Genomic DNA, 13,506 nt, shown 5'->3' with positions numbered 1-13,506 from the left:
AGCCGCGGACAGGCTTTTCTCAACGGCCGCTCGACAGCGCCGCGCGCGTCGGCGAAGAGGCGTCCCGTGATCGCCGATGATGCGCCCCGGCCCGCGCCGCCCGCCCTCCGCCCGATCGTCGCCCGCGTGGCGGCGCTCAACCTCGGCTATTTCGGCATCGAGATCGCGGTGGCGCTCGCCATCGGCTCGGTGGCGCTGATCGCCGACAGCCTCGATTTCCTCGAGGACGCGGCGATCAACCTGCTGATCTTCGCGGGTCTCGGCTGGAGCGCGCGCAACCGCGCCCGCCTCGGGACCGCCATGGCGGGGATCCTGCTCCTGCCGGCGCTGGCGGGGGCCTGGGCGGCCTACGGCAAGATCGCTGACTTCACCGCCCCCGCGGCACTGCCCCTGACCCTCGCGGGGCTCGGGGCGCTCGCCGTGAACCTCACCTGCGCGCTCATGCTCGCCCGGCACCGCTCCGGCTCGGGCAGCCTGACCCGGGCGGCCTACCTCTCGGCGCGCAACGACGCCGTCGCCAACCTGGCGATCATCGCCGCCGGTCTGGTGACGGCCCTCCACCCGTCCCCCTGGCCCGACCTCGTGGTGGCGGCCGGGATCGTGATCCTCAACGCCGACTCGGCCGCCGACATCCTCAAGGCAGCCGCGGCCGAGCGCAGAGCCGCGCGGTAGCGGTCCCGAGCGGCGACACGGCAGCGACCATCATGCGCATCTTCCCCATCTCGGACCTGCACCTGGAGCGGCGTCCCCTCGACCGGATCGCGCCGCCCGCGGAGCCGTTCGACCTGCTCGCCTGCCCAGGCGACCTCCACGAGGGACATCCCGAGCGGGGGCTCGCGGCGCTGCTGCACCTCGCGCAGGGACGGCCGATCGTGCTGGTGCCGGGCAACCATGAGCGCTACGCGCCGACCGGGGACCGGCGGACCGCGCCGGAGCTGATCGCCGCCCTCGAGGCCGAGGTCGGCCGCCTCAACGGGCTCGGCGCGCGGATCCATCTGCTCCAGCACGCGCGGAGCTGCGTCATCGACGGTGTCCGCTTCGTCGGCACCACCCTGTGGAGCGACTGGACCCTCGCGGGGCGCTGGCTCGCACCGGACGCGCCGAACCGGCCCGACGATCCGGTGGCCTACGCGGCGTCGCGCATGACCGACCCAGTGACGGGCTCGCGGGAGTATCTCGGATCGATCCGCAAGGCCGACGGCAGCCCCTGGCAGCCGGCGGACGCGATGGCGGAACACCGGATCGAGCGGGCGGCCCTGCACGCGGCGCTCCGGACCCCGCACGACGGACCGACCGTGGTGGTGACCCATCACCCGGCGAGCCCGCTCGCGGCCGACCGCTTCCAGGACGCGCCCGGCGTCCCCTGGTGGGTGCCGGCCTTCTACGCCAGCACGGCCCTCGACGACCTCGCGGAGGCCGAGCGGCCGGAGCTGTGGATCTCCGGGCATTTCCACGCCGGCCACGACCTGCGGATCGGCCGTTGCCGCTGGATCTCGAACCCGGTGGAGGGCACGACCTACCGCGGCGACTTCGTCGTCGAAGTCGAGGGGCGGTGATTTAGTCCCCTCGCCAAGAGAACGGTCTGTCGACGCCGTGCGATCGCGCACAGCTTGGCCGTAACGGCGGGATGCTGTCGGAGTGAACGCCCGTCAAACCCTGATCGGCCCCGAATGACGGGGCTCAGGTTCGGGGTTTTCATGGCCGGATTTAGCCTGACGTCACGTTGGGTCGCGGCGGCGGCTCTTGCCGTCTCGGCCCCGATCGCCGCCGCGTCGACGGCCACGACCGCGCGGGCGGCGTCCGCGGCGCAGCCGGGACAGACGGTCGGCCTGCCGGTGGGCGACCAGCTGCCGGTCGGCCTGTATTTCGTGAACCTGTCGAGCTTCGGCGTGCGCGGCACGCTCCCGCGCGACTCGTCGACCAACGTCAACCTGCCGACCTTCGCGTGGGCGACGCCCTGGGATGTTGCCGGTGCGCGCCTGCAGTTCTTCTTCACCCAGCCGGTCGCGGCGGCGAGCAGCCAGGGCGCGCCCTATCAGAGCGGCGTCGGGCAGCAGCTGCTGGCGGCCCAGCTCGCCTGGGACCTCGGCGGCGACGTCGGCTTCAGCTACCTGTTCGGCGGCTACCTGCCGATCCAGACGCGGTTCCTGACGCAGTCGGCCTCGCTGACCCACCGCTTCGCGCTGAGCTACACCGGCCAGGGCTGGAACCTCACGGCGAACCTGCTCTACGGCGTCTTCCTCGACACGCGCTCGCCCAGCGGCACCCTCTACCCGGACTACATGAACCTCGACCTGACCATGACGAAGAAATTCGGCTCCTGGCAGATCGGCGCGGTGGCCTTCGGGTCGACGGACCTTCCTACCGGCGTGGCGAGCTACCGTCCGCAGGGCCAGATCGCGGTGGGCGGTCTCGTCGGCTACAATTTCGGGCCCGTGAACCTGCAGGCCTACCTCACGCACGACGTGGTCGAGCGCAATTACGGCGGCCGCGAGGTCCGCGGCTGGCTGCGCGCGATCGTGCCGCTGTATCAGGACAAGAACGAGGTCGAGCCGGGCCGCACTCTCGTGACGCGGCGGCAGGCCGAGTAGCCGAGCCGGCTGAAACTGTCCGGGCCGGTGTCATCCCTGGCATAGGCCGCGGGGCCGGGCGGGGGGCCGTACGAACGGGGCCTCCGAGATCGTCGCATCTCGGAGGCCCCTTCGTGCGTCCAGGACGGCGCCGCCGATCCGGCGCGGATTCGCGCCCCGACTGACGGGGCGCGGCGGAAGCCTCAGCCGTGCACCAGCACGTTGCGGAACTGCCAGGGATCGCTGGTGTCGATGTCCTCCGGGAACAGGCCCGGGCGGTCGGTGAGCGGCGTCCAGTCCGTGTACACGCCCACGACTGGGCCGAGATACGGGGTCTGGACCTCCAGGCAGCGGCGGAAGTCCATCTCGTCGGCCTCGACGATGCCGGCCTCCGGATTCTCCAGGGCCCAGACCATGCCGGCGAGCACCGCCGAGGTCACCTGCAGGCCGGTGGCGTTCTGGTACGGGGCAACCCGGCGGGTCTCCTCGATGGAGAGCTGCGAGCCGTACCAGTAGGCGTTCTTCGCGTGGCCGTAGACGAGCACGCCGAGCTCGTCGATGCCGTCGACGATCTCGGTCTCGTCGAGGATGTGGTGCTGCTCCTGCACCTGCGCCGCCTTGCCGAACATCTCGTGGAGCGACAGCACGGCGTCGTCGGCCGGGTGGTAGGCGTAGTGGCAGGTCGGCCGGAAGACCGGCTTATCGCCCTCGCGCACCGTGTAGTAGTCGGAGATGGAGATCGCCTCGTTGTGGGTGACGAGGAAGCCGAACTGCGACCCGGCGGTCGGCACCCAGGTGCGCACCCGCGTGTCGGCGCCCGGCTGCAGCAGGTAGATCGCGCAGCGCGACCCCTTCTCCTGCTCGCGGGCGTTGGCGGGCTTCCAGGTCTCGTGCGTCCCCCAGCCCAGCTCGGCCGGCTGGTTGCCCTCGGAGACGAAGCCCTCGACCGACCACGTGTTCACGAAGACGCCCCGCGGCTTCGGATTCTTGGCGCGCTGCGTGTCCCGCTCGGCGATGTGGACGCCCTTCACGCCCAGATCCTTCATCAGGGCGGCCCACTCGGCCTTGGTCTTCGGCTCGGGCCGCTGCAGGCCGGTATCCTGGGCGATGTTCAGGAGCGCCTGCTTGACGAACCACGAGACCATGCCGGGATTGGCGCCGCAGCACGACACGGCCGTGGTGCCACCGGGCTTCTGCGCGCGGGCGTCGAGGATGTTCTCGCGGAGCGCGTAGTTGGTGCGGTCGCCCTGGCTCTTGGTCTTGTCGAAGTAGAAGCCCGGCCAGGGCTCGGCCACGGTGTCGATGTAGAGGGCGCCGAGTTCGCGGCAGAGCTCCATGATGGCGCGCGAGGAGGTGTCGACCGACAGGTTGACGCAGAAGCCCTGGCCGCCGCCCTCGGTGAGGAGCGGGGTGAGCACGTCGCGGTAGTTCTCCGGCGTCAGGGCCACCTTCTCGAAGCGCAGTCCGTGCTTCTCGGCGAGCGGCCGGTGCGTGTCGACCGGGTCGATCACGGTGAAGCGGGCGCGGTCGTACTCGAAATGGCGCTCGATGAGCGGCAGGGTGCCCCGGCCGATCGAGCCGAAGCCGATCATCACGATGGGGCCGGTGATGCGGCCATGGATCGGGTGACGCGTCGGCTGGTCGGTCATGCGGGATATCCTCGTCTGGCGGACGCCGGGCGCGTCCGCTCATCTGGCTCGCGGGCGGGTTATGGCGCGCGTGTGACAGTGCGGCGACAGGCCCGCGCCGCCGGAGCGGTGCCGGAGCGGTCCAGGGTCCGAGTCGCCGGAAACGCGCTCAATGGCGGCTTGCCCGTCGCCGGTCAACCGCGCCCGCGGAACCCTTCGTTAACGTCCCCTTACCCGAAAGTCGCGCGGAGTATGAACTCAGCGCATGCGTCCCCCATCATCTGTCCAGTGGCAAGCTCGGGACGCGGGCCTCATATTGCGATGCAGCAAGGTCGCGCAGAGGGCCGCAGAAACTTGGGGAGCTTGGAAACGCCCGGGACCTCGCACCTGGAGTCCGTCATGCTCGCGCTCATCACCGCCCGGATCCCCGGCCCTGCCGTCGAGACCGCCGATCGCGATCCCGGCTTCCTGACCCTCGTCTTCGCGGTCGCCCGCACGCTGCGCGTCGGCGCGGAGAGTGCCTTCGCCCGCCGCTGCGCGCTCGCGCGCTCGATCGGTGGCCCGAATCCTCTCTGAGACGCGCGCAACCCACCGGCGCCGCCTCCGGCGATTGCGTCGCCCCGGCTTGGGCATTAGGCGGCACTGCCGCCCAATGGCTCTCCGGGGGATCGTGATTCCATGTCGACATTTCGTGCGCTTCTGCGTCTCAGCCTGATCGCGACGTCGCTTGCGGCGGTCCCGAACCTGGCGGCGCGCGCGCAGGATGCCGAACCCGACGCCGCTCCGGCCGCCGAGGCGCCCGCGAAGCCGAAGCCCAAGCCGCGGCCGAAGCCGGCTCCCCACAAGGCGGCCAAGCCTGCCGAGGCGGCGAAGCCCGAGGAGGCCGCCACGCCGGCGGCCGCTGCGGCGCACGCCGTGTGGCCCGCCGGCGCCAGCACCGTCAGCGAGAGCTACGGCGACTGGACGATGACCTGCACGCGCCCGAGCGACAAGGTCACCTGCATCGTGGCCCAGTCCCAGGGCGATTCGCGGACCGGCCGGCGCAAGTTCGGCTTCGAACTGCAGACGCCCGCGAACGGCCGGGCCGAGGGGATCGTGCTGATGCCCTTCGGGCTCGCCATCGAGCCGGGCGTGACCTTCAAGCTCGACGAGCAGACCCTCGGCAAGGGCGCCCCCTACACGACCTGCAGCGCCGAGGGCTGCATCGTGGCGATCAGCTTCCCGACGCTCGCCCTCGACGGCATGCGCACCGCCAAGGCCCTCACCGTGACCGGCGAGAAGGCGGGCGGGACCGAGCCGGCCACCGTCACGGTGCCCCTGACGGGCTTCTCGCAGGCCTTCGATCGCGCCGTCGCCCTCGGCGGCTGAGCCGCGCGGCGGCCCGCGGCCTTTTCCGGTTACGGTTAAGCCAGCGTTAGCCGCGGTCGAGCAGGATCCCGCCGAGAAGTGGCGCCGCGCGCCGCGGTCCCTCGGGTGCCGCGCGCCGGGTTCGGATCGGCGAGGCGATGGGATCGGTGGGCGGGCGACCCCGGAACGGTCGAGGACGCGGCGCGCGGGTGCTGACCGCGGCGCTGGCGCTGCTCGCCCTTCTGGCAGGGATCGCGCCCGCGCTGGCCGCGCGGCTCGTCAGCACCAAGGGCAGCGAGGTCGGCACCGGGGCCGGCGGCTACGGCCGGATCGTGCTCACCTTCGACAAGCCGGTCGCGGTCAAGGCGAAGCTCGCCGGCGGCGTCCTGCTCCTGAGCTACGGCGAGCGGGTGGCGCCCGGGCCCGAGCACCTCACGGACGAGATGCCGGCCTTCATCGCTAGCGTCCGCCGCGATCCCGACGGCACGGGGCTCCGCCTCGCCCTGCAGCGCCCTTACCGGGCCAACGTCCAGTCGGCCGGCGAGCGCGTGTTCGTGGACCTGCTTCCGGAGGGGTGGTCCGGCCTCATGCCGCCGCTGCCGGCCGAGGTGATTGCCGACCTCGCCCGCCGGGCCCGGGCGGCCGAGGAGGCGCTCAGGGCGCGCACGCCGGAGCCGGTGCGCCGGGCGCTGTCGCTCGAGCTCGCGCTGCTTCCGACCCTGACGCGGCTGTCGCTGCGCCTCCCCGCGGAGGCCGTCTCCACGGTGACCGCCGAGGGATCCGTGACGCGCGTGCGGGTGATCGGCGCCTGGACGATCGATCCGAGCGGCACCCGCGGCCGTCCGCGCCCCGGAATCGCCAAGCTGGCGACGGAGACCGACACGAACTCGGCGAGTCTGCTGATCACGCCCGAGGACGGGTTCAGGATCGGCACCGAGCGCGAGGACGGCGCCATGTACGTGGACGTGGTCCGCCCCAAGCCTCCGGAGCCGGCCGCGACCGCCGTCGACGTGCCGGGTCCCGCCGCCGCGAAGCAGGCGCCGCCGCTGCCGGTCGCGCCGCGCCCGGCCCAGGTCAGTGCGCCAGTCACTGCGCCAGTCACGGCGCCCGTCGCTGCGCCAGTCACTGCGCCGGCGGTCGCGCCGCGCCCCCCCGAGCCGCCGCCGACGCGCCGGGCCGGCGGCGGCTTGCTCTTCCCGTTTCAAACCCTCCCGCCGGCGGTCCTGTTCGAGCGCGGCGGGATCGCGACGCTGGTCTTCGAGACCGCCGAGCCGGTGGTCGTCCCGCCGGCGAGCCAGGGCCTCGCGCCGATGGGCGCACCCGCCCGGACGGGGCCGCTCACGGTCGTGCGGTTCCCGGTTCCGCCGGGTCGGCTCGTCGATCTCAACGCCGTCACCACCGGGACCGGCGTGGCCTGGGAACTCTCGGCGGGCAGTGCGCTGAGTCCGAGCGACACGATCGATCCCGTCCGCAAGCCCGATCCGTCCGGCCGCATCGCCGTCACCCTGACGCTGCCGCATCCCGGATCGGCGACGTGGCTCGCCCTCGACGATGAGCGGATCGCGGTGGTCACGTCGGCCGCGCAGCGCCCCGTCGGCAATCCGAAGAACCGTCGCTTCGTCGATTTCGAGATCCTGCCGAGCCGGCACGGCCTCGCGGTGCTCGCCGGCGCCGACGATCTGGCGGTGCGGCCCGAACTCGACGGCGTCTCGATCGGCCGCGAGGGCGGACTCGCCGCGTCCATGGCGGCGCGCAAGCCGGACGTGGCGCTCGTCGACGCGGGGGCCCTCGCGATCGCGAAGGAGCCCTGGGAGCGCGCCAGGATGGGGAATGTCCGCGCGACCCTGCGCGGCCTCTTCGACGCGGCCGTCGCGGCGACGCCGACCGAGCGCGGTCCGGCCCGCTTGGCGCTGGCCCGCGCGGATCTCGCCAACGGCCTCGATTACGAGGGCCTCACCGCACTGGAGATCGCGGCCGCCGACGATCCGCTCCTGGCCATCCAGCGCGACACCGCCGTCCTGCGGGGCATCGCCCTGGTCCGGATCGGCCGGAGCGCGGAGGCGCTGAAGGCCCTCAGCGTCCCGCTCCTGAGCGACGATCGCGAGGCCGCCCTGTGGCGCGCGATGGCCTCGGCCGGGGCGGGCGACTGGAAGACGGCGGAAACGGGCTTCCTCAAGGTGCTGCCGCTGGCCGACGGCTATCCCGCGGACGTCGCGCAGACGATCCGGGCCCGGGCCGCCGAATCGGCGATCGAGAACGGCGATGCCGAGACCGCTGCCGCGCGCGCCGAGGCCGAGCGCGACCTGCCGCCCTGGATCCGCGACCGGCTGGCGATGGTCCGCGCCCGCGTGGCCGAGGCGACCGGCCAGACCGAGGCGGCCCTGGACGCCTACGCGCGCCTCGACAACTCGGCCGTCCGCCCGGTCTCGGTCGAGGCCGCGCTGAGGGGCGCGCTCCTGGCGCAGGCCTCCGGCAAGCTCGCGCCCGACGCCGCCATCGAGCGGCTGGAGCGGCTCGCCCTGACCTGGCACGGGGGCCCGGTCGAGGACGGCATCACCGCCGGTCTCGCCCGCCTCTATCTCGCCGCCGGCCGGTGGCGCGACGCTTTCACGGTGGTGCGCCGGGCCAACGTCTTCGCGCCGAACGCCCCAGCGACCGCGGCGCTGGCGCGGGACGCGCAGACGGCCTTCGAGAACCTCTACCTCACCGACAAGGGCGACAAGCTCTCCGGGATCGAGGCCGTGTCGCTTTTCTTCGATTTCCGTGAGCTGAGCCCGATCGGGCGGCGCGGCGACGAGGTGGTGCGCCGTCTGGCCGACCGCCTCGTGACCCTCGACCTCCTCGATTCGGCCGCCGACCTGCTGCAGTACCAGATCGACAACCGCCTCACCGGCCCGGCGCGATCCGCGGTGGCGGCGCGCCTCGCGACGGTCCGGCTGATGGACGACAAGCCGATGGAGGCCCTGAAGATCCTCGACGCCACCGAGCTGCCCGAGCTTCCGGGCGAACTCAAGCGCGCCCGCGGGCTGGTCCGCGCCAGGGCCCTGTCGGACCTGACCCGCACCGACCTCGCGCTGGAAACGATCGAGGACGAGAGCGGTCCGGATATCGAGCGTCTTCGCGCCGACATTTACTGGGGCGCGCGCCGCTGGCGCGAGGCCGGGGAGGCCCACGAGGCCCTGCTGGGCGATACGTGGCAGTCCGGCCAGCCGCTGGACGATCAGGCGCGCGCCGACATCGTGCGCGCCGCGATCGCCTACGATCTCGCGCACGAGGCCGTGGGCCTGGAGCGGCTGAAGGCGAAATTCTCTGAGGGGATGGCGGCGAGCCCGGACGCCCGCACCTTCGCGCTCCTGACCGGCACCGACCCGACCCGGGCACCGGGCTTCCGGGACATCGCGGCGCGCGCCACGAAGGTCCAGACGCTGTCGGCCTTCCTCGCCGAGTATCGCAAGCGCTATCCGGATGCCGCCGCGCCCGCGCGCGGTCGACCCGAGGCGCCGGGTGCAGGCGGCGAGGCGCCCGCCGCCGGTGCCCAGGGCGGACAGCAGCAGAGCAGCGCCGGGACACCCGGCGCGCCGCCCGGGTGAGCGCGGCGGTCGTCGTCGACCCGGACGCCTTCCTCGAGACCGAGCGCGGCCGCGTCTGGACGCCCGAACGGAACGCCGAGGCGTGGCGGCTGGCCCTCGCGGCGCTGCGCGCGGCGCTCGCCGCGGACTCGGTCGAGCGGCTCGTGGTCGTGTGCGGGCTGCAGGGGGCCGGCAAATCGACCTGGATCGCCCGGCAGCGGCCCCGGCTCGGCCGCGTCTACTTCGACGCCGCCTTGCCCGGCCGGCGGCACCGTGCGCCGATCCTCGCCATCGCGCGAGCCTGCGGCGTTGCCGCGGAGGCGGTTTGGATCCGCGCGCCGCTCGCGGTCGCCCTCGAGGGGAATCGGCGGCGCGCCGCCGACCGACAGGTTCCCGAAGAGAGCATCCGCTCCGTCGACCGTCTGTTCGAGCCGCCGTCGCGCGCGGAGGGCTTCGCGGCGGTCCGGATCGTCGACGCGACGTCCCGCGCCGGCTGACGGCCCGGCACGGCCGCCGTCAGCCGCCGTAGCTCTGGACCAGGGAGCCGGCCACCAGGGTCCAGCCGTCGACCAGCACGAAGAAGATCAGCTTGAACGGCAGCGCGACCGTGGCCGGCGGGACCATCATCATGCCGACCGCCATCAGCACCGAGGCGACCACGAGGTCGATGATCAGGAACGGGATGAACAGAAGGAAGCCGATCTCGAAGGCGCGGCGCAGCTCCGAGATCATGAAGGCCGGCGTGACGATCTCCAGGCCGACATCCTCGGGGCCCTTCGGTGTCGGCACCTTGGCGAGGTCGAGGAACAGCTTCAAGTCCTTCTCGCGGACGTTGCGCAGCATGAAGGTCTTGAACGGCGCCGAGGCGCGCTCGAACGCCTGCGCCTGCGTGATCCGGCCGGCGATCAGCGGCTCGATACCGGCGCTGTAGGCGGCGCGGCCGGTCGGGGCCATCACGAAGGCGGTCAGGAACAGCGCGAGGCTGACGAGCACCGCTGTCGGCGGCGCCGTCTGGGTGCCCAGCGCCGACCGCAGGATCGACAGCACGACGACGATGCGGGTGAAGGCCGTGGCCATCACCAGCACCGAGGGGGCCACCGCCAGGACGGTGATCAGCGCCACGAGCTGGAGGGCGCGCTCGGTGGTGCCGCCGGCACCGAGATCGAGGGTGACGCTCTGCGCGAGGGCCGGACCGGCGGCGAGCACTCCGCCGGCCAGCGCGACCAGTGCGGCGAGCGCGACCGGCGGCAGGCGCAGATTCGGGACCTGGCGCATCGGGCGTGTCGGCACGGGAAGGTCTCGAGTCACGGACGGTCGCAGGTGGGTGTGGCCGGGCGAACGCCGGCGCGGCGGGCCTCGAGATTCTGCCAGACGAGGAGGGCCGGCAGGCCGAGCACCACGTCGGGCACGCGGCGGGCGAGCGACAGGGCGAGGGCGGTCCCCGCGTCGATGCCGAACAGGCCGCAGACCAGCACCAGCCCGCCCTCCTGGACGCCGAGCCCGCTCGGGACCACGAAGGCGGCGGCCTTGATCGCCTGGCTCAGCGCCTCGATCACCAGAATGTCGGCCCAGCCGACATGGTCCACGCCGATGCAGGCGAGGACGACCGCGACCTCGACCGTGCCGAGCAGCCAGGCCAGGGCGTGGAGCGCGAGCGACTGGGCGAGGTGGCCCCGGCGGCCCGGAGCCCAGACCGTGTCCAGGGCGCCCTGGATCCGGCGGTTCGGCTCGGGGCGCGCCTCGGCGTCGCGCACGAAGCGCCGGCCGAGGGCGGCGAGGCGATCCTCGAGCACCCGCACGATGCCGGTCCGCTGGAGGGCGAAGAAGGCCGCCACCGCCAGCCCGGCCACGACGAGCGTCCGCAGCGTCCAGCTGGCCAGGGCGGCCGCTTCGGCGCCCTCGACCCGGCTCAGGAGGCCGGCGCCGAGGCCGGCGAACAGGGCGAGCGTTCCCACCTGAAACAGCATGTCGGCCAGCACGGAGGCGGCCGCCAGGGAGCCGGCGACGCCCCAGAAGGTGAGGAGGCGGGCGCCCAGCACGTCGCCGCCCACCGAGGCCACGGGCAGCAGCACGTTGATGCCTTCGCGGACGAAGCGCAGGATCATGCAGGCCGAAGCCGTCGCGGGCGCCAGCCCGTCGAGAATGCGCGCCCAGGCGAGGCCGCAGAGCAGGATCACCACGATCCGCACCAGCGTGACGCCGGCGAAGCCCGCCACGCCGATCCGTCCGAAGGCCGCGGCCACCGCGGCGAGATCGTTGGTCGCCACGAGCCAGACGGCGAGGCCGAGGCCGATCAGGGTGCCGAACAGCGGCAGGCGACGCAGCACGGCGTGGGCCGCCCGCCGCTTCCGGGAAACAGGGTCGCCGGTCACGGTGTGCGGGCCTCGCGTCGAGAGGCGGGCAAGAGCGCGCTCCAGGTTGTGCCGGTCAGCGGACCGGCGGCGATTCGTCGGGTGGTATCGCCGCTAGAGCGGTATTGGGGCCGAATTCGGGGACCCTGCGACGCGGCAGGACGGGATTGAGCACCGCGGCGAGCGCCTCGGCGGGCCCGGCGGCGGGATCGAGCAGGACGACCCGGCCCTCGGCCAGGCTCGCGCCGGTCGCGACCGCCACGGCGCGCTTCGGACAGGGGCCGAGGCAGCCCGATTCCACGATGCGCAACTTCCGCCGGCGTCCGCCGCCGCCGTCGCGGGCGGCCCGCTTCCCGGCCTTCTTCAGCAGCGCGCAGACGTCCCGCCCGCGCAGGCCCTGCCGCTTCGCGCATTTCGAGCAGACGACGACGATCTCGGAGAGTTTGGTCTTGGCCGTGCGGCCGGTCGGGCAGCCATCAGGGGAGCCATCCGGGGCCGCGGCACGCGGTTCTGTCATCATTCAGAGACTGTAGGACGCGATACCGACCCCGGGCTACGGCGCCCGTCGCCGCGGTGCAGCAGCCGGGCGGCGGGCGGGCTGGGCGCCATAAAAAGGGCCTAAAAGAACGGGATTCCGGTAACCGCGCACGGGCCGCCCCTCGGCCGGCGCCGCGGCAGCGGAACCGGCGCAGACCCAGGAACAAAGAGCGGATGAGCTTCGACGACGTCAAGGACGACACGCGCGAAGGCGAGATCGTGACGTTCGCCGCTCCGACCATGACGGAGCTGCGGCGCAGCGCGGAGACGATCCGGCCGGTGCCGGAGAAGCGGACTGCCCGGGCCCTCGTGGCGACCGTGCGGCAGCGCCTCGACTGGAGCCGTCTGCCGGGCCTGCGTCCCCGCGAGGAGGACACCTCGACCTACGGCGCGCGGATCATCCGCCGCGTCGGCCTGTTCGTGCTCCTGCCGACCCTGGTGGTCGGCCTGTACCTGTTCGCGTTCGCGTCCAATCAGTACGTCGCGGAAGCCCAGTTCGCGGTCCGCGGCAACGTCGAGCCGATGGAGAACATCTCGCTCGGCCAGTACACGAACCTCATCCAGAAGCACAACAGCCAGGACAGCTTCATCGTCCGCGACTACATCAACAGCCAGACGCTCGTCGAGGCGCTGGAGAAGAGTATCGGCATCTCCAAGATGTTCTCGCGGTCCGAGGCGGATTTCTGGGCCCGCTTCGACCCCAGTGATCCGATCGAGGACCTGACCAAATACTGGCGCAAGCACGTCGAGGCGCATATCGACTCGATCTCGGGCGTGATCCGCCTGTCCGTGCGCGCCTTCACGCCGGAGGACGCCCTGACCATCGCCCAGGCGGTGGTGTCGCGCTCCGAGGCGCTGATCAACGACATCTCCAAGCGCGCCCAGGCCGACATGGTCGCCCAGGCCGAGGCCGACGCGAAGGTCGCCCAGGACCGGCTGCGCAAGGCGCACGTGGCGCTGCAGGCATTCCGCAATCAGTGGGGTGTGATCGATCCGATCAAGACCGCCGAGGGCACGCTGACCACGCTGACCCTGCTGCGGAAGGACAAGCTCAAGGCCGAGAACGACCTGCAGGTCCTGCGCGGCTCCAGCCTCGACGAGCGCTCGCGCTCGATCCAGACGCTGGTGGCCAACATCGCGGCCATCGACCAGCAGATGAAGTCGCTTCAGGACGAGCTGACGAGCGCCAACGCCGCCGCCGGCGGCCAGAACATGACCGAGGCGCTGCTCCAGTACGAGGGCCTGCTGGTCGAGCGGACCATCGCCGAGAAGCTGGAGGAATCGGCCCACAGCCTGCTCGACCGGGCGCGCATCTCGGCGAGCAAGCAGCACATCTTCCTGGCCACGTTCGTGCCGCCGGTCCTGCCGACCGACAGCCTCTATCCCGAGCGGGGCCACTCCCTCCTGGTGTCGTTCTTCTGCTTCCTGGTGATCTGGAGCTCGTCCGCGCTGCTGATCGCCGGCATCCGCGACCAGAGGATGTAGCGGCATCCGCGGCTCCCGG

General features: G+C 72.6%; 12 protein-coding genes. 8 read left to right on the top strand and 4 right to left on the bottom strand.

Translation table 11 applies throughout. The annotated features are described in order from the left end of the window. Positions 1-66: 66 nt before the first annotated feature. From ABIC30_RS00575 to ABIC30_RS00565, 3 genes are all read left to right on the top strand, one after another. Positions 67-672 carry a cation efflux transmembrane domain-containing protein gene (locus ABIC30_RS00575; RefSeq protein ID WP_234081952.1) on the top strand — a complete coding sequence of 202 codons (606 nt, stop codon included), beginning with the start codon at positions 67-69 and terminating at the stop codon, positions 670-672. A gap of 32 nt (positions 673-704) precedes the next feature. Continuing rightward, positions 705-1,556, top strand: a complete 852-nt coding sequence (locus ABIC30_RS00570; protein WP_020090848.1) for a metallophosphoesterase — start codon at positions 705-707, stop codon at positions 1,554-1,556. 141 nt (positions 1,557-1,697) lie between these two features. Further along, positions 1,698-2,591, top strand: a complete 894-nt coding sequence (locus ABIC30_RS00565; RefSeq protein WP_020090847.1) for a transporter — start codon at positions 1,698-1,700, stop codon at positions 2,589-2,591. A 182-nt stretch (positions 2,592-2,773) separates the two neighbouring features. Here ABIC30_RS00565 and ABIC30_RS00560 read toward each other — a convergent pair whose 3' ends face one another. Next, complete coding sequence (locus ABIC30_RS00560; protein WP_020090846.1) at positions 2,774-4,219, bottom strand: homospermidine synthase; 1,446 nt, start codon at positions 4,217-4,219, stop codon at positions 2,774-2,776. A gap of 378 nt (positions 4,220-4,597) precedes the next feature. Here ABIC30_RS00560 and ABIC30_RS00555 point away from each other — a divergent pair, with 378 nt between their 5' ends. The 4 genes from ABIC30_RS00555 (at position 4,598) to ABIC30_RS00540 (ending at position 9,611) form a co-directional block, all read left to right on the top strand. Next, entirely contained in the window at positions 4,598-4,774 is a 177-nt protein-coding gene (locus ABIC30_RS00555; protein ID WP_020090845.1) for a hypothetical protein, read from the top strand. Positions 4,775-4,876: 102 nt separating this feature from the next. Beyond that, positions 4,877-5,566, top strand: coding sequence for an invasion associated locus B family protein (locus tag ABIC30_RS00550; RefSeq protein ID WP_020090844.1), 690 nt, complete (start codon positions 4,877-4,879; stop codon positions 5,564-5,566). A 137-nt stretch (positions 5,567-5,703) separates the two neighbouring features. After that, positions 5,704-9,135 (top strand): hypothetical protein, encoded by a 3,432-nt coding sequence (locus tag ABIC30_RS00545; RefSeq protein WP_026604567.1) that lies wholly within the window; start codon positions 5,704-5,706, stop codon positions 9,133-9,135. Next, positions 9,132-9,611 carry an AAA family ATPase gene (locus ABIC30_RS00540; protein WP_020090842.1) on the top strand — a complete coding sequence of 160 codons (480 nt, stop codon included), beginning with the start codon at positions 9,132-9,134 and terminating at the stop codon, positions 9,609-9,611. Before ABIC30_RS00545 ends, ABIC30_RS00540 begins: the two co-directional genes overlap by 4 nt. A gap of 19 nt (positions 9,612-9,630) precedes the next feature. On the opposite strand, the gene fliP is transcribed toward ABIC30_RS00540, so the two are convergent. From fliP to ABIC30_RS00525, 3 genes are read right to left on the bottom strand one after another with little or no spacing between them, the layout of a single operon-like run. After that, a complete protein-coding gene (fliP, locus tag ABIC30_RS00535; protein ID WP_020090841.1) occupies positions 9,631-10,389 on the bottom strand; it encodes a flagellar type III secretion system pore protein FliP in 759 nt (252 codons plus the stop codon). 29 nt (positions 10,390-10,418) lie between these two features. After that, positions 10,419-11,486 (bottom strand): lysylphosphatidylglycerol synthase domain-containing protein, encoded by a 1,068-nt coding sequence (locus ABIC30_RS00530; RefSeq protein WP_026604566.1) that lies wholly within the window; start codon positions 11,484-11,486, stop codon positions 10,419-10,421. Positions 11,487-11,541: 55 nt separating this feature from the next. Further along, positions 11,542-11,985, bottom strand: a complete 444-nt coding sequence (locus ABIC30_RS00525) for a hypothetical protein (RefSeq protein ID WP_026604565.1) — start codon at positions 11,983-11,985, stop codon at positions 11,542-11,544. A gap of 191 nt (positions 11,986-12,176) precedes the next feature. Between ABIC30_RS00525 and ABIC30_RS00520 the strand changes: the two genes are divergently transcribed. Then, positions 12,177-13,487 carry a KpsE/RkpR family capsule polysaccharide export protein gene (locus tag ABIC30_RS00520; protein WP_020090838.1) on the top strand — a complete coding sequence of 437 codons (1,311 nt, stop codon included), beginning with the start codon at positions 12,177-12,179 and terminating at the stop codon, positions 13,485-13,487. The last annotated feature ends 19 nt before the right edge of the window (positions 13,488-13,506 follow it).

The sequence above is a fragment of the Methylobacterium sp. 1030 genome, from assembly GCF_040544715.1.
In the GTDB taxonomy this organism is placed as follows: Bacteria; Pseudomonadota; Alphaproteobacteria; order Rhizobiales; family Beijerinckiaceae; genus Methylobacterium.
The sequence above is the reverse complement of the archived record's forward strand: the minus strand, read 5'-3'. Positions and strand labels throughout refer to the sequence as shown.